The 23,285-nt window shown below is 64.0% G+C and carries 19 protein-coding genes; 8 read left to right on the top strand and 11 right to left on the bottom strand.

Translation table 11 applies throughout. The features are described 5' to 3' along the window. The first annotated feature begins 7 nt into the window (after window positions 1–7). The gene (locus Q7C30_RS14750; RefSeq protein WP_317871924.1) at window positions 8–2,062 is read left to right on the top strand and encodes a TonB-dependent receptor; all 2,055 of its coding nucleotides are present in this window, start codon (window positions 8–10) and stop codon (window positions 2,060–2,062) included. A gap of 13 nt (window positions 2,063–2,075) precedes the next feature. Here Q7C30_RS14750 and Q7C30_RS14745 read toward each other — a convergent pair whose 3' ends face one another. Then, on the bottom strand, window positions 2,076–2,960 hold the full coding sequence (locus tag Q7C30_RS14745; RefSeq protein ID WP_317871970.1) for a homocysteine S-methyltransferase family protein: 885 nt from the start codon (window positions 2,958–2,960) through the stop codon (window positions 2,076–2,078). A gap of 118 nt (window positions 2,961–3,078) precedes the next feature. On the opposite strand from Q7C30_RS14745, the gene Q7C30_RS14740 reads away from it, so the two are divergent. Both Q7C30_RS14740 and Q7C30_RS14735 read left to right on the top strand, forming a co-directional pair. After that, entirely contained in the window at window positions 3,079–3,900 is an 822-nt protein-coding gene (locus Q7C30_RS14740; RefSeq protein WP_317871923.1) for an ABC transporter substrate-binding protein, read from the top strand. After that, complete coding sequence (locus Q7C30_RS14735; protein ID WP_317871922.1) at window positions 3,897–4,694, top strand: amino acid ABC transporter permease; 798 nt, start codon at window positions 3,897–3,899, stop codon at window positions 4,692–4,694. The genes Q7C30_RS14740 and Q7C30_RS14735 overlap by 4 nt, the downstream gene beginning before the upstream one ends. A gap of 4 nt (window positions 4,695–4,698) precedes the next feature. Here Q7C30_RS14735 and Q7C30_RS14730 read toward each other — a convergent pair whose 3' ends face one another. The 4 genes from Q7C30_RS14730 to Q7C30_RS14715 all read right to left on the bottom strand — a co-directional run bounded on the left by Q7C30_RS14730 (window position 4,699) and on the right by Q7C30_RS14715 (window position 10,702). Beyond that, window positions 4,699–7,053 carry an FdhF/YdeP family oxidoreductase gene (locus Q7C30_RS14730; protein WP_317871921.1) on the bottom strand — a complete coding sequence of 785 codons (2,355 nt, stop codon included), beginning with the start codon at window positions 7,051–7,053 and terminating at the stop codon, window positions 4,699–4,701. A gap of 87 nt (window positions 7,054–7,140) precedes the next feature. Then, complete coding sequence (locus Q7C30_RS14725) at window positions 7,141–7,449, bottom strand: chorismate mutase (RefSeq protein ID WP_317871920.1); 309 nt, start codon at window positions 7,447–7,449, stop codon at window positions 7,141–7,143. Window positions 7,450–7,489: 40 nt separating this feature from the next. Next, window positions 7,490–8,824 (bottom strand): PAS domain-containing methyl-accepting chemotaxis protein, encoded by a 1,335-nt coding sequence (locus Q7C30_RS14720; protein WP_317871919.1) that lies wholly within the window; start codon window positions 8,822–8,824, stop codon window positions 7,490–7,492. A gap of 87 nt (window positions 8,825–8,911) precedes the next feature. Then, window positions 8,912–10,702: a GGDEF and EAL domain-containing protein gene (locus Q7C30_RS14715; protein ID WP_317871918.1), complete on the bottom strand. Its 1,791-nt coding sequence runs from the start codon at window positions 10,700–10,702 to the stop codon at window positions 8,912–8,914. A 237-nt stretch (window positions 10,703–10,939) separates the two neighbouring features. Here Q7C30_RS14715 and Q7C30_RS14710 point away from each other — a divergent pair, with 237 nt between their 5' ends. The 3 genes from Q7C30_RS14710 (at window position 10,940) to Q7C30_RS14700 (ending at window position 14,572) form a co-directional block, all read left to right on the top strand. Next, window positions 10,940–12,895 (top strand): ATP-binding protein, encoded by a 1,956-nt coding sequence (locus Q7C30_RS14710; RefSeq protein ID WP_317871917.1) that lies wholly within the window; start codon window positions 10,940–10,942, stop codon window positions 12,893–12,895. Next, entirely contained in the window at window positions 12,880–13,371 is a 492-nt protein-coding gene (locus Q7C30_RS14705; protein WP_317871916.1) for a DUF1543 domain-containing protein, read from the top strand. Before Q7C30_RS14710 ends, Q7C30_RS14705 begins: the two co-directional genes overlap by 16 nt. Window positions 13,372–13,438: 67 nt before the next feature. After that, window positions 13,439–14,572, top strand: a complete 1,134-nt coding sequence (locus tag Q7C30_RS14700; RefSeq protein ID WP_317871915.1) for an MFS transporter — start codon at window positions 13,439–13,441, stop codon at window positions 14,570–14,572. Between the two features lie 22 nt (window positions 14,573–14,594). Here Q7C30_RS14700 and Q7C30_RS14695 read toward each other — a convergent pair whose 3' ends face one another. The 6 genes from Q7C30_RS14695 to pstS all read right to left on the bottom strand — a co-directional run bounded on the left by Q7C30_RS14695 (window position 14,595) and on the right by pstS (window position 19,791). Next, a complete protein-coding gene (locus Q7C30_RS14695; RefSeq protein WP_317871914.1) occupies window positions 14,595–15,203 on the bottom strand; it encodes a hypothetical protein in 609 nt (202 codons plus the stop codon). Then, entirely contained in the window at window positions 15,203–15,901 is a 699-nt protein-coding gene (locus Q7C30_RS14690) for a hypothetical protein (protein ID WP_295481819.1), read from the bottom strand. Before Q7C30_RS14690 ends, Q7C30_RS14695 begins: the two co-directional genes overlap by 1 nt. 94 nt (window positions 15,902–15,995) lie before the next feature. Then, window positions 15,996–16,757, bottom strand: coding sequence for a phosphate ABC transporter ATP-binding protein PstB (gene pstB / locus Q7C30_RS14685; protein WP_233630991.1), 762 nt, complete (start codon window positions 16,755–16,757; stop codon window positions 15,996–15,998). 74 nt (window positions 16,758–16,831) lie between these two features. Continuing rightward, complete coding sequence (gene pstA / locus Q7C30_RS14680; protein WP_039578166.1) at window positions 16,832–17,725, bottom strand: phosphate ABC transporter permease PstA; 894 nt, start codon at window positions 17,723–17,725, stop codon at window positions 16,832–16,834. Then, window positions 17,722–18,690 carry a phosphate ABC transporter permease subunit PstC gene (gene pstC / locus Q7C30_RS14675; protein WP_295481818.1) on the bottom strand — a complete coding sequence of 323 codons (969 nt, stop codon included), beginning with the start codon at window positions 18,688–18,690 and terminating at the stop codon, window positions 17,722–17,724. The genes pstA and pstC overlap by 4 nt, the downstream gene beginning before the upstream one ends. Window positions 18,691–18,762: 72 nt before the next feature. Continuing rightward, window positions 18,763–19,791 carry a phosphate ABC transporter substrate-binding protein PstS gene (gene pstS / locus Q7C30_RS14670; RefSeq protein WP_039578172.1) on the bottom strand — a complete coding sequence of 343 codons (1,029 nt, stop codon included), beginning with the start codon at window positions 19,789–19,791 and terminating at the stop codon, window positions 18,763–18,765. A gap of 213 nt (window positions 19,792–20,004) precedes the next feature. On the opposite strand from pstS, the gene Q7C30_RS14665 reads away from it, so the two are divergent. Together Q7C30_RS14665 and treS are read left to right on the top strand one after the other, a co-directional pair. Next, window positions 20,005–21,099 carry a catalase family protein gene (locus Q7C30_RS14665; protein WP_317871913.1) on the top strand — a complete coding sequence of 365 codons (1,095 nt, stop codon included), beginning with the start codon at window positions 20,005–20,007 and terminating at the stop codon, window positions 21,097–21,099. Window positions 21,100–21,192: 93 nt separating this feature from the next. Further along, complete coding sequence (gene treS / locus Q7C30_RS14660) at window positions 21,193–23,262, top strand: maltose alpha-D-glucosyltransferase (protein ID WP_317871912.1); 2,070 nt, start codon at window positions 21,193–21,195, stop codon at window positions 23,260–23,262. Window positions 23,263–23,285: the final 23 nt, after the last annotated feature.

The raw sequence follows: 23,285 nt of genomic DNA, 5'->3' as shown, positions 1-23,285 counted from the left end.
GCTTTCCATGACTGCGTCACGCCATGCCGCACGCGCCGCCCTGCCCGCGCTTGCCCTCACCTGCACCCTCGCTCCGGCCCCCCAGGCCAAAGCCGAGACGATCCCTCCCGCGAGTACCCCCCTGACCTTGGGCGCTGTCAGCGTCTCAGGCCGCGAAACCGGCCCACTGTCCAGCGCCGCGCTGATCGGTTCGGTCGATGTGCTGCGCGCCGACACGCTCGACACCCTGCCCGTCGCCTACGCCTGGGAATTGTTCAGGCGCGCGCCGGGTGTGCTGCTGACCGAATTCAACCAGGGCACCACCTCGGGGAAGCTGTCGATGCGCGGCTTCAATGGCGAGGGGGAAGTCAACGCCGTGAAGTTGCTGATCGATGGCATCCCCAGCAACACCAACGACGGCAACATGCCCTTCATCGATGCGGTGTTCCCGCTCGACATCGACAACATCCAGGTGGTGCGTGGCACCCAGGACCCACGTTATGGACTGAACAACATCGCCGGCAACGTTTCGATCAACACCCGCACCGGGGGCGACTACAACCAGGCGCGACTGCGCTATGGCAGTTTCGACACCCGCGAAGTACAACTGGCCAAAGGCATCGAAGGCACGAACTGGACTCAGAACTACTTCTTCGCCCGCCAACAGGTCGGCGGATACCGGGACCACGCCGACACCGAGCGCTATACGTTTTCCGGCAAATGGTTCTACACCCCGGATGACGGCCGCTACCGCGCAGGATTGATCGCACGCCACTACCAGAGCACCGCCCAGGAGGCCGGTTACCTCAGCGCAGACGACGCCCGCCACGAGCCACGCCACAGCAATGCCTTCAATGCGACCGACCAAGGCACGCGGCGCATCAACCAACTGAGCCTGCATCTGGACACCGACCTCACCGACGACCTCGCCTGGTCCACCAAGGTCTATCTCAACACCTTCGACGACCGGCGCTGGACGCAGTACTGGCGCACCAGCGCACAGCAGGAGCGCTACGCGAACGAAACCCAGTATGGCGCCCTCACCTCGCTCACCTGGCGACCCGAGGTTCAGGACCTGCACGGCTTGGCCCTGGAAGGCGGCAGCGACGTAAACCGCCAGGACAATCGCAGCCAGCGCTATCGCACCCTCGACCGAACCCGCCAGGCCCTTACCCGCGACCAGCAGTTCGATTTCGACACGCTCGGCGCTTATGTGCAGGCCGAGATCGAGCCAGTCGCCTCGCTGAAGATCGTCCCGGCCTATCGCGTCGACACGCTCAGTGGCCACTTCGACAATCGCGCCAATGGACAGCAGGCGCCGATCAACGACTACGGCCTGATCCGCCAGCCGAAACTGAGCATGGCCTGGACGCCATGGGACGTGGCGGGCCTGTACGCGAACTGGGGTCGTACCTTCCAGGTCGGCACCGGCGCGGCGGCGTACAAGATCCCGCCAAGCCACCAGGACCTGGCGCCCTCGATCAACGAGGGCTGGGAGACGGGCATCACCTTCAACCCCACGCGCTGGCTGGACGGTCGCCTGGCTTACTGGCGCCAGGAGGCCAGTGGCGAAGTCAGCCGGCGCCTGAACGATCCCAGTGGCGAGTCCGACAACGTCGGCGAAACTCGGCGCTGGGGCTATGACCTGCAGATGAACCTGCACCCGGACGAGCGCACCGAGTGGTGGCTGGCCTATACCTGGCAGTATTCGCGCATCCTGGAGCCCAGCGCCGCCTTGCCGGCAAGCCGAGGACAGGAGATCGATCATGTCCCCCATCACGTGTGGAATGCCGGAGTCCGCTACCAGGCCTCGCCAGCATTGCAACTGGGCGCCTGGATGAACGGCCAGTCGCGCTATTACCTGGAACGCGAAAACACCCAGGGCCGCTACGGCAGCTTCGTGCTGATGAACCTGAGCGCAAGCTACCGACTGAGCGAGTCGGTCAGCGTCGACCTGCAGTTGAAGAACCTCGCCAACCGCTACTACGCATACGTCTGGTACGACCCCGATGGCGCGCAGGCTTCGCTGCATTCGCCAGGCGACGGGCGCGCGCTGTACGCCGGGGTCACGTTCGACTTCTAAGTCCGCCAGCCGGTCAACGCAGGTGCTGGGCGAGCTCGGCGATGTGTTGCGGACCGATGCCGCAGCAGCCGCCGATCATGCTCGCACCGCGCTCACGCCAGTCCTGGGCCCACTTCAGGTAACCCGGCGGGTCCAGGTCGTCGCGCAACTCATCCAGACCGTCGTTGGCGGTGGCCTCTTTCGGCTGGGGCGGGAAGGCATTGGCATAGGCGCCGATGGCGATGTCGGCCTGGCGCGCGTCGATCACCGCACACGCGGCGTCGATCGCGGCACCGATGACCTCGGGCTGGCTGCAGTTGAACAGCACGGCCGCCACGCCGAGTTCGGCTGCCGCCGCCACCGCCTCGCTCACCGGCTCGCCGGAGCGCAGGCGAGGGATCGGGTCGACCTCTTCGTCCTGGAGGGTGAACGACACCCAGAACGGCTTGCCGTCCTTGGGCAGATGGGCATGGATGGCGCGCACTTCGGCAATGGCGCTCTGCGTCTCGGCCAGCCAGACGTCTACATGTGCAGCCAAGCCCAGAACCAGCGGCGTGAGGACCTCTGCGACGCGCTCAGGCTGGAACAGGTCCGGCCGGTACGAACCGAACAGCGGCGGCAACGACCCGGCCACCTGTACAGGATGCGCACTGGCCCTGGCGGCCTGGCGCGCCAGTTGCCCGGCGATGTCGGCCAGGTGCTGGCCTTCTTCGGCAAACCGCGCCTCACCGATGTGGAACGGCACCACCGCATAGCTGTTGCTCGTGATCACCCGCGCCCCGGCTTCGATAAACGCGGCATGCACACCGACTACCGCCTCGGGGGCCTCGCTGAGGGCGAGCGCCGACCACTCCGGCTGGCGGAACGGTGCGCCGCTGCGTTGCAACTCCCGTCCCATGCCCCCGTCAAGAATCACCATGTCACGCTGTTTCATATAACGCCTCTGCAGGTTCTTATGAAGAAAATTCATTATGAACGTCGGATTTATACCTATTAAATATCCGAATTCACTTTCCGCCAACCTTTCAGGTACTTACATGCGTTTTCCTGCCTTGCTCGGCGCGGGCCTCATGCTGCTCGCCACCGCCACTCACGCGCTTGCCGGCGCCACGCTGGAGCGGGTCGAATCTCGCAAGGAACTGGTCAACGTGCTGATGGAGAGCTACCCGCCGTTTTCTTTCCTGAACGAGCAGAACCAGCTGGATGGTTTCGACGTCGACGTAGCCAAGGCCGTCGCTGAGCGGCTGGGCGTCAAGCTGCGCCTGGAAACGCCGTCGTGGGACGTGATTGCCGCCGGTCGCTGGAGCGGGGGCTACGACATCTGCATCTGCTCCATGACCCCCAGCAAGGCGCGCGCCGAAGTCTTCGACTTCCCCGTGGAGTATTACGCCTCCCCTGCGGTGATCGTGGTCAATGCCCAGGACGACCGCATCCACGGCGCCAAGGACCTGGACGGCCGCAAGGTCGGCCTGACCAGCGCGTCGAGCTATGAAAGCTACCTGAACAAGAACCTGGTGATCGAAGGCGACGAAGGACGCAAGATCGACTACCCATTCGACTTCGTCCAGATCGCCCCCTACGACACCGACAACGTCGCCTTCCAGGACCTGGGCCTGGGTGCCGGTGTGCGCCTGGATGCCATTCTCACCAACCTGGTGACTGCCCAGCCGCGATTGAACCAGGACAAGCGCTTCAAACTGGCCGGCGCGCCGCTGTATGAAGAACCGAACGCTGTAGCGATCGAAAAAGGCGATCCCGAATGGGATGCCAAGGTGCGTCAGGTGTTCGCCGAGCTCAAGGCCGACGGCACGCTGACCAAGCTGTCGCAGAAGTGGATCGGTGCCGATATCAGCAAATGAACGCCGAACGTTTTGCTTCAAGATCCCTGCTGGGCTTTCGCGCTCGCCTGTACCTGACATGGCTGGCGCTGTTCGTCCTGTTCATCGGCTTTTTCCTGAGCTTCGACCTGAAGTTCTCGATCATTCTGGAGAAGTTTCCCAACCTCGCCGGTTTCAAGCTCGGACCCAATGGCTTCCTGCAAGGCGCTGCCCTGACGCTGTTCCTGTGCCTGTGCTCGATGCTGGCCTCGGTACTGTTGGGCTTCGCCGCCGCACTGGCCCGGCTGTCGGGCAGTGCCGTGCTGGTGGGCATCGCCAGTTTCTACACGTCGTTCTTCCGCGGCACGCCGCTGTTGATCCAGATCCTGCTGATCTATCTGGGCTTGCCGCAACTGGGGCTGGTGCCCGGCGCCATCAGTGCCGGCATCATCGCCCTGTCGCTGAACTACGGCGCTTATCTGAGCGAAATTTTCCGCGCCGGTATCCTGGGTGTCGCCCGTGGCCAGCGCGAGGCGGCCCTGGCGCTGGGCATGCGCAGCCGGCAGATCTTCAGCCATATCGTCCTGCCCCAGGCCATGCGAGTCATCATTCCGCCGACCGCGAACCAGTTCATTTCCATGCTCAAGGACTCCTCGCTGATCTCGGTGATGGGCGTCTGGGAGGTGATGTTCCTGGCCCAGTCCTATGGCCGCTCGAGTTATCGCTACCTGGAGATGCTCACCACCGCCGCCGTGATCTACTGGGTGCTGTCGATCCTGCTGGAGCTGATCCAGGCGCGACTCGAACGGCATTTCGCCAAGGCGTACCTGCGCTGATCCCTCAGCGCACCTGATCCCGCGCCGGCACCGCCCGAGCCAGCTGCGCCGCTGAAGGCTGCGCCCGGTGCAACGTGACCGGCACCGACTTGGCCGCCGGCACCTTGCTGCGCTCGGCATGATGCCAGAGCGGCACCAACGGGTTGCATTCGGGGTAGTAAGCAGCCGCGCAGCCTTCGGGAATGTCGTAGCCGATGATCTGCAGCGGCCCCGCCTCACGCACCACCTCGGGTTCCACGGCGGTGCGCAGCGTGACCCAATCCCCTGCCGCAAACCCCAGGCGAACCAGATCGCTGCGATTGAGGAACACCACGCTGCGGGTGCCATGCACACCGCGAAAACGGTCGTCGTAGCCGTAGACGGTGGTGTTGAATTGATCGTTGCTGCGCAGCGTCATCAATTGCAGCACATCACGCGGCATCGGCTCATCAAGCACGTCATCGTCAGGATTGAGCCGACCCGGCACGACGAATTGTGCCTTGCCCGACTCGGTGGGCCATTGTCGCTGGTTGACCGCAACGGGACGGTGGAAGCCACCGGTCTGCCACATTCGCGACTCCATGTCGTGGAAGATCTCCGGGTACACCTGGCCGATCGCGCTGCGAATCAGCGCATAGTCCTGTCGCCAGGCAGACCAGGGAACACGGGAGTTATCACCCAGCGTACCGCTGGCCAGGCCGGCGATGATCGCCACTTCCGAGCGCAACTGCTCGCCGGCCGGCTCGTGGGTGCCCAACCAGCCACGCACGCAGCCGGTGCTGTCCTCGGTGCTATAGGCCTGCACCACGCCGTCCTGGCGATCGATCTCGATGTGCCCCAGGCACGGCAGCAACCAGGTGCTGGCGCCGGGTACCAGATGGGTTCGGTTGAGTTTGGTCGCCACCTGGACATCGAGGGCTAGGTCGGACCAGGCCCGCTCCAGACGCGGGGAGTCGGGGACCGCCCTGAGGAAGTTGCCGCCCAGGCCGATGAACCCCTTGACCCTCCCGTCGAGAATGGCCTCGCAGGTGTCCACCGTCGCCAGGCCTTTGTTCGGCGGCACCTCGATGCCGAATAACGCGCGCAATGTGTCGGCCGGCACTTTGGCCGGGTCTTCGGTGATGCCCACTGTGCGCTGACCTTGCACATTGGAGTGCCCGCGGACCGGGCAGATTCCAGCACCGGGTTTGCCGAAGTTGCCGCGCAGTAGCAGGAGGTTGACCAGCATCTGCACGTTTTCCACACCATGCCGGTGCTGGGTCATGCCCATGCCATAGACCACCATCACCTTTTCGCTGCGGGCATACACCGTGGCAGCTGCCTCCAACGCAGCGCGTCCCAGGCCTGAGCGGCGCTCGAGGGTTTCCCAGCTATAGCCATCCACTGCCTGGCAAAGGCTATCGAAGCCCTGGGTGTGTTCGCGGATGAAGGCATGGTCGAGTACCGACACGCGACCACTGGCCAGGGCTTCGCGCTCCATGGCCAGCAGCGCCTTGATGATGCCGGTCACGGCCGCCAGGTCGCCGCCGATCTTCACCTGGTGATACTGCGTGCTGATCACCGTGGACTCGGAACCGATCATCTCGCGTGGCGACTGCGGATTGACGAAACGCTCCAGGCCGCGCTCGCGCAGCGGGTTGAAGGTAATGATCGGGATCTGTCGCTTGCGCGCCGCCTGCAGCGGATGGAGCATGCGCGGCGCGTTGCTGCCCACGTTCTGGCCGAAGAAGAAGATGCAGTCGGTGTGCTCGAAGTCGGCCAGGGTCACGGTGCCGACCGGCACGCCGATGCTCTCCTGCAAGCCGACCGAGGTGCTCTCGTGGCACATGTTCGAGCTGTCCGGCAAGTTGTTGGTGCCATAGGCGCGGGCGAACAGTTGATACATGAACGAGGCTTCCAGGGACGCCCGTCCCGAGGCGTAGAAGACCACCTGCTGCGGATCGAGCAGACGCAACTGCGCGCCGATCTCGCGGTAGGCGTGCTCCCAGGTGGTGACCTGATAGCGGTCGCTGGCGGCATCGTAGCGCAGCGGGTGGGTCAAGCGGCCGTGCTGTTCGAGCGCGTGGTCAGTCCAGGTGCGCAGTTCTGTCAGCGTATGGGCCTCGAAGAAGGCCGGGCCGGTGCGGTGGCGAGTCAGTTCCCAGGCAGTGGCCTTGACGCCGTTCTCGCAGATTTCAAGGCCATGGGGATCGCCCGGCTTGGCCCACGCACAGCTCACACAAGCGAAGCCCTTGGGCTTGTTCTGCTTGAGCAGCGCGCGGGGCGCGGTGGCCAGGGCCTGCTCGCGCCAGAGGATGGCCATGACCGACCTGGCCGAGCCCCAGCCGCCAGCGGCCGAGCGATAAGGTGTGTAGTGCGCCTGGGGATGAATGAGCGACATGGGCCGCCTCGCTGGTCAGAGTTCAGAGGGTCTGAACGTTCGAGGAAGCCCTGCAAATTAAAGTTCAAGCGCCGTGGAGCGGCATAATCACGGCGTGCGGGTGTCTGCCTGCAACGCGGCATGGGTGTCCAGCTCTTCATTGATGAAGGCCGCGATCATGGCGCGATAAACCTGTTCGACCACCACCGGCGAAGCGCCGGTCTGCTCGGCCAATCCCCTCACTTTGCTGATCACCTGCTCCACCCGCGCCGGTGCGCGCACGTCGTCGGTGGTCTTCTTGAAACGGGCGGCCAGGGTAACCAGGCCACCCCGTTTGGCGAGCAACGTCACCAGTTCGCGGTCGACCTGGTCGATACGTTGGCGAACCTGATCGAGTGAGGTGCAGGGTGCATCCATCGGGGCGATTTCCTTTTCCTGAAGTCGAGACAAGCGCCCATTATTGCCTGACGTCAGTCTCCGCGGCCATATGCGTAGCGAAGCGCCCGACTGCCGTGACCACCTCTTGCGCACCGTCCTGGATCTCGGAAATCACCTTGCCGGCCTGGCTGGCCAAGGACAAGCCGATCTCGGCCTGCTTCCTGCTCTCGCCCATGCTCAACACCGCTTCTTCCACCAAGGCATTGTTCTTCTGCACCACCTCGACGATTTCCTCGGTGGCGACACTGGTGCGTCCTGCCAGCTTTCTCACCTCATCGGCCACCACGGCGAAACCGCGCCCCTGATCGCCGGCCCGCGCAGCCTCGATGGCCGCATTGAGCGCCAGCAAGTTGGTCTGTTGGGCGATTCCACCGATGGTCGAGACGATCGAGGTGATCAACTGCGACTGATGGCCCAGGGCTTCGACACCGGCCGAAGCGCTGCTGACCTGGGTAACGATCCGGTTCATGGTCTGCACCGTGTCGGTCACCGCCTCGGCGCCGCGCCGCGCCGATTCATCCGTTTTGCGGGACACTTCGTAAGCCACTCCGGCCGCCGAACTGACCTCCGTTTCGCGATGGACCTGCTCGGTGATATCGGTGGCGAACTTGACGATCTTGTACAACTGGCCACGCGTGTCGCGAACAGGGTTGTAGGAGGCTTCCAGCCACAGCTCGCGACCGGACTTGTCCAGACGCCTGAAGCGGTCCGCGACGAAATGCCCTTCGTTGAGCTGGCGCCACAGCTGCTGGTACTCCTGCGAGTTGGCATAGGCTGCGTCGCAGAAGAGGCGGTGGTGCTTGCCGACGATTTCGGCCAACGGGTATCTGACGGTGTCGAGAAAATTCTGGTTGGCGTTGAGGATGGTGCCATCCAAATCGAACTCGATCACCGCAGTAGAGCGCGACAGCGCGCTGATGAACTCATTGTCCTCGCGCGCTTTGTTGATCGCGGAGGTGACATCGATACCGTAGGCCGACATGTGGGTCACGGTGCCATCTGCCGCTTTGGTCGGACACCAGGCCGCGCGCATCCACACCATCTTGCCGTCAGCCGCGATGTAGCGGTAATCATCGCTGACCCCACGACCGTTGCGCAGCGCCAACATAAAGTTCTTGTAGCACTGCAGCTCTTTCACATAGCTGGGTGCAAGGGTGCCGAGGGACTTGCCGACCAGCCGCGACGTCTCCACCCCCACCAACCGCGCGAAATTGTCATTGACCGCCGTGATCTGCATGTCGCGATCCACGGTGATTTCCAGCATCTGATCGCTTCGGCTGCGTTCAGCGCTGCGCAGTTGCTCCACTTCCTGTTGGAGTCGGTGGATCTCTTTCTTGAGGTTGGCGTTGAACATGTCACTTCCCTTGAGTTGGCAGGGGGCTGAGTAGGGCCAAGGATCGTCAACCCTCAGCGCTGGAAGTCATCGGGTGTACACAACACGCTAGTTCAAGGTGGCAGGAAACACGCCGCCTTTTTGCAGCCAACCTGCAAGGTCCGCCGGCGCCATCGGTTTGGCGTAGTAATAGCCCTGCCCTTGATCGCAACCCCATCCGCGCAGCAGATGGTGATGCAGATCGGTTTCGATGCCTTCGGCCACCACCGTCAGGCGCAAGTCGCGCAGCAGGCTGACGAGGTTGCGGATGATGTGCCATTCGTTACTGCCCGGCTGCAGGTTGGCCAGCAGCGAGCGGTCGAGCTTGACGCTGGTGGCCGGAATCTTCCGCAGGTACACCCAGTTGCTGTAGCCACTGCCGAAGTCGTCGATGCCGATGGCCACGCCCAGCGTGCGGAAGCGCTGCAATTGTTCCTGGACCATGTCGAAATCGGTGACCAGCGCACTCTCGGTAAATTCCAGCTCCAGGTGGCGAGGGTCGACGTCATACTCGCGCAGGGCTCGGGTGAGGTCGTCGAACAAGTGGCCGTCGGCCAGATCGAGCGCGGAAATGTTCAGCGAGACCACCATGTCCAGACCGTCGGCGCGCCAAGCGGCGAGCTGTTCGCACGCATGGCGAACCACCCAGCGGGTGATTCCGCGGATCGACGCGGTGGTTTCCGCCAGGGGGATGAACTCCGCAGGGCTGATCGAACCGAGCGCCGGATGGGTCCAGCGCAGCAGGGCTTCGACAGCCACGCAGCGATTGACCGACAGGTCGATGCGCGGTTGATAGACCAAGTGCAGTTGATCCGGTGCGATCAGCGCACCCTCCAAGGCATTGAGCAACACCGTGCTGCGGCGCAAGCTGGCATCGATCAGCGGGTCGTAGCCTAGCCAGCGTCGCTCACTGCGGCGCGCCGTGTCGGTCATGCTGGCCAGCAGCCGAAGGTTGTCGATGGAGGCGTCGGTTTCGATGCCCAACTGCAGGAAACTGATCCCGACGTCGGCGAAGACCGGCACCCTGCCACAATGCAGTGGGCGGGCCAGCGCGGCGACGATGCTGTCGAGCTGCCCTTGCAGGCTCGCGGGATCGGAGCGTTCCAATACGGTGAGAAAACTCAGGGTGCCGGTCCGATACAGGCGCGCGCCGCTCGGCAGCGCTTCGAACAGCGCCTCTTTGACCGCCAGCATGAACTGCACGAAGAATTCCACGCCCAGCGCCTTGACCAAGCCGTCCATCGCCGAGGCGGAAATCGGCTCGATGAACACGGCCGTCTGGCTCTTGAAGGCGTGCACCTCGTTCAAGTCGGCTTCGAAACGCTTGCGGTTGGGCAAGCCGGTCATCTGATCGAAGAAATGCTGTTTGTGGATGGACTTCAGGCGAGCGACCACGATGTCAGCGGCATTGACCAGCAATGCGCGATCACGCGCATTCAACGTCGGTCGCGCCTGCTGGTCGATGATGCACAGGCGGCCAAGGCTGAGCCCTGGGCTCACCACCAGGGACGCGCCAGCGTAGTAACGGATGTGAGGATCGCCGGTCACCAGCGCGTTATCGGCGAAGCGATCGTCCTGAGTGGTGTCGCAGACTTCCAGCACCGCGTCGAGCAGCAGCCCATGGGCGCAGAACGACAACTCCCGTGGTGTACGCTCGGCATCCATGCCCATGCGGGCTTTGAACACCTGGTAGTCGCGGTCAATGATGCTGACCAGTGCGATGGGCACACCGAAGTAGCTGCAGAGCATGGACACTACGCTGTTGAGCACAGGGTCCGAGCCGTTTGGAATGGATGACGTCAGGCGGTCCACTTCGACCAACCGCAGGCGTTCATCCTGTGCAATTGCCGAAATTCCCATGGGACCTCCAGATATCAGGATAAGCAAGAAACGGTGTTGCATAGCGGCATATAGCCAGCTTAGACAAACAACAGCGGTGCAACATAACGGAGTTCATACGCAGTCACAGTGAAAAAAACTATTGGACGGAGGGCCACGAATAGCCTATTTGTCCGCCGGGCCAAGCTATTTTCGCCCTATACCGAGGTTGTCGGCCGCAGGGCCGATTGATTGAACATCTGTAAGCCGGAGTGTTATTTGACCCGATTCATCGGATGGACCGCCCGTGTCATCAAGCGCTGGAACGGCGCACAGCTCAGTGTTCTGATGCGTTATCTGGGCGCACTGGCCGTCGTGGTCCTGTGCAGCTTCGCGCGCTCGCAGATGCCGGCGACGGCGCTGCCCTACCTGTTCTTCATCCCTGGCCTGATGCTGATCGGCTTCTGGTTCGGCATCGGGCCGTCGGCGCTCGGCTGCACACTGGCGGTGTTGGCGGCGCAATACTTCTTCATCGGCCCGATCGGCTTCGAGGCAGACTGGGGCTCGTGGGCCAACAGCGCCAGTTTCGGCCTGGTCACCTTCGCCATGGCGGTGGTGTGTGCGCTGTTTCGTCGCAACCTGAGGGCACTGGGTCAGGCCAACCACCGGCTGGCGGCCGAAGCTCAGCGACGCAAGGACGAGCGCGATGGTGTCTGGAATGTGTCGCCCGACCTGATCTGCACCTTGTCCGAGAACGGCGCGGTGCTGGCGATGAATCCTGCCTGGGAGGTCCACACCGGCTGGTCCGACCAGCAACTGCGCGACGGCGCGTTCTACAGCCTGATCGCGCCCTCGCAGATCGCCGATGCCCTGCGCAGCTTGAGCGAACGCAGCATCGCCGAACTGGACACCCAGAGCGTGCGCAGCGATGGCCAGCCGCTGCTGCTGAACTGGCGTATCACCGGACGCGCTGGCCGCTACTTCGCCATTGCCCGAGACGTCACCCAATACCGTGAGCGTCAGCAGGCGTTCGAGCAGGTCAGCTCGCAGTTGCAGCAGAGCCAGAAGATGCAGGCGCTGGGCCAGCTCACCGGCGGCCTGGCCCACGATTTCAACAACTTGCTCACGGTCATCACCAGCACCCAGGACATGATCGAAAAGCGTCTGGCCCAGGGTCGCCACGCTGAGCTGCCGCGTTACGTCACCCTGTCCAGGACCGCCACACGGCGCGCCAGCTCGCTCACCCAGCGCCTGCTGGCCTATGCCAGACGCCAGCCGCCAGCCAGCGAAGCGGTCGATCCAGCGCTGCTGATCGACGACATGAAAGACCTGATCAGCAGAACCCTGACGCCACAGATCGACTTCCAAGTGCTGGCCGCCTGCGCGACCGTCCTTTGCTATTGCGATGTCCATCAGTTGGAAAGCGCGGTCATGAACCTGTGCCTGAACGCCCGCGACGCCATGCCCCAGGGCGGCCGCCTGCAGGTCGAGGTGGGCGTGAGCACAGTGAACAGCGAACAGGCCGATGCCGAGTTGCGCGCCGGTGAGTACGTGCTCATCCGCGTCAGCGACAGCGGCAGCGGCATGCCCCCTAGCGTGGCCGAACGGGCGTTCGAACCGTTCTTCACCACCAAGCCCCTGGGTTCGGGCACCGGCCTGGGCTTGTCGCTGGTCAGGGATTTCGTGCGCCAGGCCGGCGGTGCTGCGAGGATCGAATCGGCGCTGGGCCAAGGTACGGTGGTCAGCCTGTTCCTGCCGGTGTACCAAGGCGCAACGGCCACGGACATTGCTGAGGACTCACCTCAAGTGATGCACCCGGAACATCGGTCACGGGGCATGGCCTTGGTCCTGGACGATGAAGCCGCAATTCGCGAACTGGTCGGCGAAGTGCTGCGGGACATGGGCTTGCAGGTCACCGAGGCGGCCACAGCCGAGCAGGCGCTGACCTGCATCGACGAACTGACGGCGCTGGAACTGATCGTCACCGACCTGATCCTGCCCGGTGGCATCAAGGGCGATGCAGTGGCCGACCGTGCCCAAGCGATCCACCCGCAGGCCCGAGTGCTGTTCATTTCCGGCTTCATCGACGCAACGACAGAGATCGAGTACCGCCAAGGCCAGGTGTTACGTCTGGCCAAGCCCTTCACCGTCCATCAGTTGCAGGCAAGCGTCGGGAGACTGCTGGATCGACCAAACGGCACGCCTCAAAAGGACGACTCATGCTCTATGTCGTGATGCTCGGTGGACGTCATCCCCGTGCCCGTATCGAAGTCCACGATGTGGTCTTCGCCCATGCGCCGTCCCTCACCGACGCCTACCCGCAGCTACGCGAGGCCTGGTTTGGGAGTGCCAAGGGCCTGCATATCGACTCTTGGCTCGAAGTTGACGGTATCGATGACTATCGCATCGAGCTGAGTCATGCCGCGCCCGCTGCCGACGCCATGCGGCTGTTCTTCATCAACCTGGGCGGCTACGAACGGGGGGTATTCGGCGAAGCCCACCGGTATCTGCTGGTGGCGGCCCCGGACAAGGCTCAAGCCAAGGCCATCGGCAAGCAGCGCATGGGCAGCGGCTGGGCCAAGCCGCACACGGATGCGGTGTTGGAAGTGGATGACTGCCTGCCGATCGACCAAGTTGGCGGCCGCTATCTTCATCTGGTCGAGGGCCTGCACCGGGGTGTCGTGCAACGCAGCGATTACATCGTCATCTGAGTAACGCGGTGTCGTTGCGCAGGTGATGACGTTATTCTGCTGGTCTTCTCCCTGTCACGAGCCTGTCATGTCCGCCGCCGCCCCGCCGTCCACCCTGCGCGCCGACCGGGATTCGCGCAACGCTGCCCAGGTGCTGGGGCTGTGCCTGCCCAGTGACGTACTGCTGTACCTGCTGTTGCCGATGTACGCCGAGGATTTCGGCGTCACCCTGGCCCAGGCCGGTGTGCTGCTGGCCGCCAATCGCCTGGTGCGTATCGTCGGCTACGGCTGGGTAGTGCGCTTCTATGCCCGCCACGGGGATCGCGCGGCGTGCAGCCTGGCCGCAGGGGCCGCAGCCGCTTGCGCGCTGGGCAACGCCACGCTGTCGGGGTTCGCCGCACTGTTGGTACTGCGGTTGGTTTGGGGCCTGTGCTTCGCCACCTTCAACCTCAGCACCCAGACCTTGGCCACTGCCCAGGCGCAGGGTGCAGCCCGCCGCGCCGGGCGCTCCAGGGCCACGCTGTCCATCGGGCCGATGCTGGCCCTGCCCCTGGGCGCGGTCATGGCCCAGGCCTGGGGGCCGCGCAGCGTGTTCTTCGTGCTCTGCATCAGCGCCTTCCTCGGCTTATGGCGCGCGCGGGCACTGCCTGGCGAAGGGCACTCGATTCCAGCGCGTAGCGGCCGACGGCTGCGCCTGCCGGACAGCATCGCGACCTGGTCGTTCATCGAGGGGGTGGCGCTGGACGGCCTGTTCATCTTCGGCCTGTCACTCTATGCGCAGGTGCACGTCGGCGAGTCCGGCGTGCTGGTGGCTGGCGTGCTGATGGCAGTGCGTTACCTGAGCGAGATGCTGTTCAGCCCGCTGGGCGGGCGCCTGGCCGATCGATTCGGGCCGCTGCGCATGCTGGTGCTGCTGTCACTGGCCACGGCGCTGGCGCTGCTGGTGTTCGCCAGCCAATGGCTGTTCATCGGTGCGTTTTTCGTACTGCTGCTGCGCGCCCTGCAGCTACCGCTGGTGATGACCTTGGTAGCCTTGCGCAACCCCCATGAGCGCATCCAGGCCCTGGCGGGCAATGCGGTGTGGCGCGATATCGGTGCTGGCCTGGGGCCGATGCTTGCCGGTCTGCTGCTTCCGCAGGTGCCTGCGATCTGGGCGTATGGGGCTGCGGCGCTGGCGATCGCCTTGGCCGCGCTCAACTGCGCCCGATCAGCCAGAGGCTGACCGCGCGGCAGCGATCAATGGGTCAGGACAGCAGCGGCTGCGCGGGCACGCGGTGCCTGAGCGGCTGCTGCCAGGCCAACTGGGCCTGAACGGCAGCGGCAGCCGCCATGACCTTGTGGGTCCAGTCGCCGTCCTTGGGACAGACCACCACGACGCGGAAGCCATGGTCGTCGCCTTCGATGCCAACGCCTTCGGAATCGTCCACATGCAGGTCGATGTCGAACGCCGAGGGCAGCTTCGAGGGGCCTTTTTCCACGCCCTTGGCAGCCAACACCTGCTGATGCCGGTCACTGTTGACCACGCCATCGACACGGATGCCGTACAGCAGCAGCCAGCGGCGGATATAGGCCGGGCTGCGCCCGGATGAGGTGTAGATCCAGATGCTGTAGCCCTGGCGGCGCAGATCGCGCATCAGCTCACGGGTGCCGCGTCGCAACGGCTCGCCGAGCCAGCGGTGCACGCAGTCGGGCAGCTTGCTGTGTTCGGTCGGGCTGTGCTCGGGCAGGCAGGCGAGCGTGTCGTCGATATCGAACGAGATGCGCACGCGCGGGCGTCTGAACAGCCGGGCCACGCCCTGGCACGCCTTGCGGCTGCCGCTGCGCCATTGATCGAACCTGCAATGACGGGCCATCAGCGCCCCTCCCCGGACAGTCGCGGCGAGGCGCCGTGCACGAAGAAGACATCGGCGTCCGGGGCCTGCGCCTCGAGGAAGGCCGCGTACTTCTTCTTGATCTTGGGCAATTCGTACAAGGCTTTCACACCATGCTTGGCAGAGTTGCGGATGACCGAGGACGGGTTGAAATAGCCCTCGGCGTTGTCCAGCGTGAGCACGAACGGCGGCAACCCGGCCCGCATCAACAGGTAGCTGACGATCAGCGACCCGGTGCGGTTGTTGCCTTCGATGAACAATTGCGGCTTGCTCAGGATACGCACGTAGACACCTGCTGCCCGCTTCCACACCGAGTCGCTGCGGTAGGAGCAGTACCAGTTGTACAAGTCCTTGATGCCACCTTCGACATTGTTGAAGAAATGCGCTTCGGTGGCGGCCAGATGCTGGGCGAACTCGCGGCGATCGGCCGGATCGGTGCCACAGAGCACGGTAGCGTTGATCTCCAGCATCAGGTTCACCTGCTGCAAATCGAACAGGTCGACGCCCCGGGCGACATAATCGTCAATCAGCGCGTAGCCTTCAAGCACATTGTTCAGCACCTCATCGGTGAACGGATCACGCGGCTCGGTGAAGTGGCGGCTCAGCTCGGCAAAACGGCCCTGCACCTCCCGCAGGGCGCGTTCCACGGCTGACAGGTCTAGACGACGTGTCGCAGGCATATTCAATCTCTGGTTACACAAAATGGAAATGCGGTCGAGGGACGCAGAGGCCATCCCTGGCCTGCGCCCCTCGACCGCCTCGGGCCAGTGACCGTCAGCTGAACTTGCCGCTGATGTAGTCACTGGTCAGTTGCTCGCGCGGGTTCTGGAAGATCTCGGTGGTCGGTCCCATCTCCACCAGATAGCCGGTGCGCGTGCCCTGGGAAATATCCACCGAGAAGAAGGCCGTGGTGTCAGCGACACGGATGGCCTGCTGCATGTTGTGGGTGACCAGGGCGATGGTGTAGTCCTTCTTCAGCTCGACCATCAGTTCCTCGACCCGCCGGGTGGCGATCGGGTCCAGTGCCGAGCACGGCTCGTCGAGCAGCAGCACTTCCGGCTCGGTGGCAATGGCGCGGGCGATGCACAGACGCTGCTGCTGGCCACCGGACAACGACAGGCCACTGACCTTGAGCTTGTCCTTGACCTCGTCCCACAGCGCGGCGCCCTGCAGGGCGTGCTTGACGCGGTCGCCGATATCGCCCTTGTAGCGGTTCAGGCGCAGGCCGAAAGCGACGTTGTCGAAGATGCTCATCGAAAACGGGTTCGGCTGCTGGAACACCATGCCGATGTAGCGACGCACCACCACCGGATCGACACCCTTGCCGTAGACATCCTGACCGAGAAAGTGCACATGGCCTTCGAAGCGAAACCCCTTCACCAGGTCGTTCATGCGGTTCAGGCTTCGCAGCACGGTGCTCTTGCCGCAGCCGGAGGGACCGATGAAGCCGGTGATCTTGTTCTTCTCGATCGGCACATGGCTGTCACGCACGGCCATGAAGTTGCCGTAGAAGATCTTGTCCAGCTTGCAGTCCATCACCACTGGTGCCTGGTCGACCAACGGTGCGGCACGTTGCGCAGTCGATACGTTCAAGTTATAGGCTCCCGTACTCAATACTTAGGCTTGCCGAAAATACGGCTGAGAATATTCACGACCAGCACGATCATCACCAGCACCAGCGAGGCCGCCCAAGCGAGCTCCAGTTGGTTGTCGAAGGGCATGCCGGAGAAGTTGTAGATCAGTACCGCCAGCGACGCGGTGGGGTTCATCACCGCCAGGCTGCCGTCGTGGTAGATCCAGTAGTTGCTGAACAAGGCGGTGAACAGCAGCGGCGCGGTTTCACCGGCGGCGCGTGCCACAGCCAGCATGACCCCGGTCAAGATCGCCGGCATACCGGTGGGCAGGACGATCTTCCAGATCACCTGGGCGCGGGTACAGCCCATGCCGTAGGCGGCGTCTTTCATGATCTTGGGCACCATTTTCATGGCTTCCTCGGCGGTCAGCACCACGATCGGCAGCATCAGCACGGCCAGGGCGATGCCGCCTGCCGGGGCCGAGTAGGTGCCAGTGGTCATCACCACCAAGGCGTAGGCGAACACGCCGGCGAGGATCGACGGCAGGCCGGTGAGCATCTTCGCGGCGAAGCGCGACGCGTTGGCCAGCTTGCTGTCCGGGCCAAGCTCGGCGAGGAAGATCGCCGCGAGGATGCCCACGGGCACGGCGATGGCTGCGGCGATACCGACCATGACGAAGGTACCGGCCATGGCGTTACCGAAGCCGCCGCCCATCTCGAAGCCGGTCGGCGGCAGCTCGGTGAACACCTCCAGGCTCAGCCGCGCACCGCCGCGGGTGATCAGCATGTACAGCACGGAAATCAGCGGCACGCTGGCCAGCAAAGCCACGCACCACACCAGGGTGGTCAGGCTCAGGCTGCGCAGGGCGCGGCCTTCGAAACGGCGCTGCAGGCTCGGCATTGCGGCCACGGGGGTGGTGAGGTTGGTCATGATTTATGTCCCCGTTGGGCGTAGAGCATGATCAGCGATCCGACGACGTTCACCAGCAAGGTGATGAACATCAGGACCAGGGCGGCGTACATCAACACCTCCACCTCGTTCGGGCCGGCCTCCGGGAAGTTCAGCGCCAGCAGCGCCGCCAGGGTGTTGGCCGGGGCGAACAGCGACAGGGTGATGGTGTTGGCGTTGCCCACCAGCATGGCCAGCGCCATGGTCTCGCCCAGGGCACGGCCCAGGCCTAGCACCAGCGAGCCGAAGATACCGGTGGCAGCGGAAGGCACCATGACCTTGAGAATGGCTTCCCAGTGTGTGGTGCCCATGCCGTAGGCGGCCTGTTTGGTCTTCATCGGCACGCTGGTCAGGGCATCCTGGGACACTGCGGCCACGGTGGGCAGAATCATGATCGCCAGCACCAGCGCCGCTGGCAGCAGGCCGGGACCGCTGAGCGACGAGCCGAAGAATGGAATCCAGCCCAGTTCGCTGTTCAGCCAGGCGGTCAGCGGCCGGATGGCCGGAATCACCACGTAGATGCCCCACAGGCCATAGACCACGCTGGGGATGGCCGCGAGCAACTCGACGATGGTGCGAAACACCGCCGCCAGCCGCGGGGGAAGAAAGTCCTGGGTCAGGAAGATTGCCATGCTGACGCCGAAGAAGCCGGCGATCAACAACGCGATCAAGGCGCTGTACAGCGTGCCCCAGATCGCTGGCAGAATGCCGTATTTGCCTTGGTTAACATCCCAGACGCTGCCGAAAAGCACGTCGAAGCCATGCTTCTCCATACCTGGCAGGGCCTTGCGCCCGACCTCGTAGATGAGCGCGAAGACCAGCGCCAGCACCAGCACCACGCCGATGCGGGCCAGGGCACGGAAGGTCCGGTCGACCAGGAAATCCTTCGCTGAAGGCGGCTGGCAGGCGGAATCGGGGTTATCCGGAATGGCAAAGGGTGTGTTCATGAATGGTTTCCGGGACAGGGGGAAGGCGCGCGACGAGCGCCTCACGCTACGCCGCGCGCAACCTGACGAGTCTTACTTGATGTTCTCGGCGGCCTTGCGAACCTTCTCGACCACCGACGCCGGCAGCGGGATGTAACCCATCGAGTCGGCGATCTTCTGGCCTTCGGTCAAGCTGTACTCGACCATTTCACGCATGGCCTTGGCCTTGGCCGGGTTGCCGTTGTCCTTGCGGAAGATCATCCAGGTGTAGGACGTGATCGGATAGGACTTGGCGCCATCCGGATCCGGCAGCCAGGCCACCAGGTTCTCCGGCATGTTCACCGCCGCCAGCGCCTCGGCACCGCTTTCGGCGTTCGGCACGACGTACTGGCCAGCCTTGTTCTGCAGGGCAGCGAAGTCGACCTTGGCCAGCTTGGCGAAGCCGTATTCGATGTAGCCGATGGCACCTGGAGTCTGGCGTACGGTGGCGGTCACGCCATCGTTCTTCGGCGACTTGATGAACTTGTCGGTCGCCGGCCAGTTGACGGTGTTGCCCTCACCCAGGGTCTGCTTGAAGTCTGGATTGATGGCCGATAGGTGCTTGGTGAACACCGCGGTGGTACCGCTGGAGTCAGCGCGCACGACGACGGTGATCGGCGTGGCCGGCAGTTTCAGCTCAGGGTTGGCGGCAGCGATCTTCGGATCGTTCCACTGGGTGATCTTGCCCAGGAAGATGTCCGAGTAGACCTCGCGCGGCAGCTTCAAGCCCTTGGGGTTGCCCGGCAGGTTGTAGGCCAGGACGATCTCGCCTGCGGTCATCGGCAGCAACTGCACGCCTTCTGCCACCTTGGCAATTTCTTCGTCTTTCATGGCCGAGTCGCTGGCGGCGAAATCGACGGTCTTGTTCAGGAAGTCCTGGACACCGGCACCGCTACCTTTTGACTGGTAGTCGACGGTGACGCCGTCGGTCTTCTTGCTGAAATCCTTGAACCAGGTCAGGTAGATCGGGGCCGGGAAGCTGGCGCCGGAACCTGTCAGGCGGACGTTCTCTGCAGCGAAGGTCGAAGTGGCGCTGAGCGAGACCGCAACGGCGAGTGCAGCAGATTTCATCAGGCGTATCATGGAAAAGCGCTCCGTGTGATGGCCGGGACACTGTGCAGCAGCTGTGTGACAACTTTGTGACTATTGAATGGCAGAGTTGCTGGTCATCGCCGTTGGTCGTGGCGAAATGCCTGCAATGCGAACCTGTGCAACCCCGCCGCAGTCCCCTCTTCAGGCACCGAAAAAGAGCGCCAAGGGCCCGTGATGCCCTCTGTCCTGACCTGGAGAATCTCGATGACCGACCAAGCCCCCGCTTCCTCCACACCGCTGCGCTTCGAGCCCGGCTTCGAGCAGATCCCCGACGACGAGGCGCAGACCAGCCAGGAACTGGCCGACACCCTGAGGTCGATCATGCAGAAGACCTTCGAGGACCGCGGCCACGCCGACCGCAGCGTCCACGCCAAGGGCCACGGCCTGCTGCAAGGCACCCTGACCGTGCTCGACAATCTGCCGCCGCACCTGGCCCAGGGCGCCTTCGCCAAGCCCGGCACGCTGCCGGTGTACCTGCGCCTGTCCACCAATCCGGGCGACATTCTCGACGACAAGGTCTCTACCCCACGCGGCCTGGCGATCAAGCTGGTCGGCGTGGAGGGCCCGCGCCTGCCGGGCAGCGAAGGCGACATCACGCAGGACTTCGTCATGCAGAACGCCAAGGCCTTCACCGCCGCCACGCCCAAGCAGTTCCTCAAGACCTTGAAACTGCTGGCCAAGACCACCGACAAGATGCCGCGCACCAAAGAAGTGATGTCGGCCGTCTTGCGTGGCACCGAGGCGGTGATCGAGGCGCTGGGCGGCGAGAGCGGCACGCTCAAGAGCCTGGGCGGGCATCCGCAGACCCATATCCTTGGCGAAACCTTCACCACCGTGGCGCCGCTGCTGTATGGCGACCACTACGCCAAGCTGGCATTGGTGCCGGTGTCCCCGGCGCTCACCGCACTGACCGACCAACACCTGGACTTCGACGGTGATCCCAACGGTCTGCGCTCGGCCGTGACCCGCTACTTCGAGCAACAAGGCGGGGAGTGGGAGCTGCGGGTGCAATTGGCCACCGACCTGGAAAAGATGCCGATCGAAGACGCCTCGGTAGAGTGGCCGGAAGACCTCAGCCCCTACGTGACGGTCGCGCGCGTCGAGGTGAAACCGCAGTTCGCCTGGTCCGACGACAAGGTCAGGACGATCGACGACGGGATGGCGTTCAGCCCCTGGCACGGCTTGGCCGCGCACCGCCCACTGGGCGGCGTGATGCGCGTGCGCAAGCCCTCTTATGAAATGTCGTCGGCGTTCCGCGCTCGTCACAACGGTTGCCCGATCCACGAGCCCAAAGGCTAGCGTCCGACTGGATCGGCACACGCGGTCGGAACGAACGATTGGCGTCCTGGGCCGTCATAAAAACTGCCCATGGACGCCGCCGAGGAACCTTGCATGACCCGACCCGATGATGCCTACATCCAGTGGCTGGAAGAGCGCTCGATGCTGCAAGCCTCTCAGCAGCGCGCCCGCCTCTATGCCGGCCAGTCGCGGCTGTGGCAGAACCCCTACGCCGAAGCCCAGCCGCGCCGCGCCAGCGAAATCGCCTCGGTGTGGCTGACGGTCTACCCCGACGCCATCATTGCCCCGGAGGGTAGCAGCGTGCTGTCCGCCCTGGGCCACGAAGCCCTGTGGAAGCGCCTGTCCGAAATCGGCATCCAGGGCATTCACACCGGCCCGATCAAGCAGTCAGGCGGTATCAGCGCTCGGCAGACCACCCCCAGCATCGACGGCAACTTCGACCGCATCAGCTTCGATATCGACCCGTTGTACGGCACCGAGCAGGAACTGGTGCAGATGAGCCGACTGGCCGCCGCGCACAATGCGGTGACCATCGACGACCTGATTCCCTCGCACACCGGCAAAGGCGCGGACTTCCGCCTGGCCGAGCTGGGGCATGGCAGCTATCCCGGTCTCTACCACATGGTCGAGATTCGCGAAGAAGACTGGCCGCTACTGCCCGACGTGCCGCCGGGCCGTGACGCGGTCAACCTGCTGCCGGCCGTTTGCGATGAACTCAAGCAGCGCCATTACATCGTCGGTCAGTTGCAGCGGGTGATCTTCTTCGAACCCGGCGTCAAGGAGACCGACTGGAGCGCCACGCCGCCCATCGTCGGGGTGGATGGCAAGACCCGACGCTGGGTTTATCTGCACTATTTCAAGGAAGGCCAGCCGTCGTTGAACTGGCTGGACCCCACCTTCGCGGCCCAGCAGATGATCATCGGTGACGCCCTGCACGCGCTCGATTGCCTCGGCGCACGCGGCCTGCGCCTGGATGCCAATGGCTTCCTCGGCGTGGAGATTCGCGCTGAAGGCACTGCCTGGTCCGAAAGCCATCCGCTGTCGCTGACCGGCAACCAACTGATCGGCGGCATGATCCGCAAGGCCGGCGGCTTCAGCTTCCAGGAGCTGAACCTGACCCTGGACGACATCGCGCAGATGTCCAAGGGCGGCGCCGACTTGTCTTATGACTTCGTCACTCGCCCGGCCTACCAGCACGCGCTGCTCACCGGCGACACCGAATTCCTGCGCCTGATGCTCAAGGAGATGCACGCGTTCGGCATCGACCCGGCCTCCTTGATCCACGCCTTGCAGAACCACGACGAACTGACCGCCGAACTGGTGCATTTCTGGACCCTGCACGCTCATGACATGTACCTGTACAAGGGCCAGACCCTGCCTGGCAGCGTGTTGCGCGAGCACATTCGCGAAGAGATCTACGAACGCGCCTCCGGCGAGCATGCGCCCTACAACCTGCGCTTCGTCACCAACGGCATTTCCTGCACCACCGTCAGCCTGATTACCGCAGCACTGGGGATTCGCGACCTGGAGCAGATCGGCGCGGCCGATATCGAACGGATCCAGCGGGTGCACCTGTTGCTGGTGATGTACAACGCCATGCAGCCGGGGGTGGTGGCAGTGTCCGGCTGGGACATGGTCGGCGCCCTGCCCTTGCCCGCCGAAGCGGTGGCCGAACGCATGGGCGATGGCGACACGCGCTGGATTCACCGGGGCGGCTACGACCTGGCGGGGCTGAATCCAGACGCACAGGCCTCAGTGCGCGGCATGCCACGCGCCCGCAGCCTGTATGGCAGCCTGGATGAGCAGTTGCAGCGCCCGGATTCGTTCGCCAGTCAGGTCAAGAAGCTGTTGGCCGTGCGTCAGGCCTACGGCATCGCGGCCAGCCGCCAGGTGTTGGTGCCCGAGGTCAGCAGCCCCGGCTTGCTGGTGATGGTCCATGAGTTGCCGGCGGGCCGTGGCACCCAGATCAGCGCGTTGAACTTCGGCGCCGAGCCCATCAGCGAAACCTTGCAACTGACCGGTTTCCATCCCGGCCCAGTGGTGGACATGATCAACGAAACCGTCGAAGGCGACCTGGATGAGGACGGCAAGCTGCTGATCAACCTCGATCCGTTCGAAGCCTTGTGCCTGCGTATCGTCAACAGCAGCGGCCACCACGCCTGAAGTCGCGCTGGCAGCCCCGCAGG

Source organism: Pseudomonas sp. RAC1 (assembly GCF_030658255.1).
GTDB lineage: Bacteria > Pseudomonadota > Gammaproteobacteria > Pseudomonadales > Pseudomonadaceae > Aquipseudomonas > Aquipseudomonas boreofloridensis.
The sequence above is the reverse complement of the archived record's forward strand: the minus strand, read 5'-3'. Positions and strand labels throughout refer to the sequence as shown.

Bases quoted from the DNA above. Each gene is read 5' to 3' on its own strand.
- Q7C30_RS14715 (WP_317871918.1), bottom strand. From the start codon at position 10,702: ATGGGAATTTCGGCAATTGCACAGGATGAACGCCTGCGGTTGGTCGAA.
- Q7C30_RS14745 (WP_317871970.1), bottom strand. From the start codon at position 2,960: ATGGTGATTCTTGACGGGGGCATGGGACGGGAGTTGCAACGCAGCGGC.
- Q7C30_RS14705 (WP_317871916.1), top strand. From the start codon at position 12,880: ATGCTCTATGTCGTGATGCTCGGTGGACGTCATCCCCGTGCCCGTATC.
- Q7C30_RS14665 (WP_317871913.1), top strand. From the start codon at position 20,005: ATGACCGACCAAGCCCCCGCTTCCTCCACACCGCTGCGCTTCGAGCCC.
- treS (WP_317871912.1), top strand. From the start codon at position 21,193: ATGACCCGACCCGATGATGCCTACATCCAGTGGCTGGAAGAGCGCTCG.
- pstA (WP_039578166.1), bottom strand. From the start codon at position 17,725: ATGACCAACCTCACCACCCCCGTGGCCGCAATGCCGAGCCTGCAGCGC.
- Q7C30_RS14740 (WP_317871923.1), top strand. From the start codon at position 3,079: ATGCGTTTTCCTGCCTTGCTCGGCGCGGGCCTCATGCTGCTCGCCACC.
- pstC (WP_295481818.1), bottom strand. From the start codon at position 18,690: ATGAACACACCCTTTGCCATTCCGGATAACCCCGATTCCGCCTGCCAG.
- Q7C30_RS14725 (WP_317871920.1), bottom strand. From the start codon at position 7,449: ATGGATGCACCCTGCACCTCACTCGATCAGGTTCGCCAACGTATCGAC.
- pstB (WP_233630991.1), bottom strand. From the start codon at position 16,757: ATGGACTGCAAGCTGGACAAGATCTTCTACGGCAACTTCATGGCCGTG.
- Q7C30_RS14750 (WP_317871924.1), top strand. From the start codon at position 8: ATGACTGCGTCACGCCATGCCGCACGCGCCGCCCTGCCCGCGCTTGCC.
- Q7C30_RS14720 (WP_317871919.1), bottom strand. From the start codon at position 8,824: ATGTTCAACGCCAACCTCAAGAAAGAGATCCACCGACTCCAACAGGAA.
- Q7C30_RS14695 (WP_317871914.1), bottom strand. From the start codon at position 15,203: ATGGCCCGTCATTGCAGGTTCGATCAATGGCGCAGCGGCAGCCGCAAG.
- Q7C30_RS14730 (WP_317871921.1), bottom strand. From the start codon at position 7,053: ATGTCGCTCATTCATCCCCAGGCGCACTACACACCTTATCGCTCGGCC.
- Q7C30_RS14735 (WP_317871922.1), top strand. From the start codon at position 3,897: ATGAACGCCGAACGTTTTGCTTCAAGATCCCTGCTGGGCTTTCGCGCT.
- pstS (WP_039578172.1), bottom strand. From the start codon at position 19,791: ATGATACGCCTGATGAAATCTGCTGCACTCGCCGTTGCGGTCTCGCTC.
- Q7C30_RS14690 (WP_295481819.1), bottom strand. From the start codon at position 15,901: ATGCCTGCGACACGTCGTCTAGACCTGTCAGCCGTGGAACGCGCCCTG.
- Q7C30_RS14700 (WP_317871915.1), top strand. From the start codon at position 13,439: ATGTCCGCCGCCGCCCCGCCGTCCACCCTGCGCGCCGACCGGGATTCG.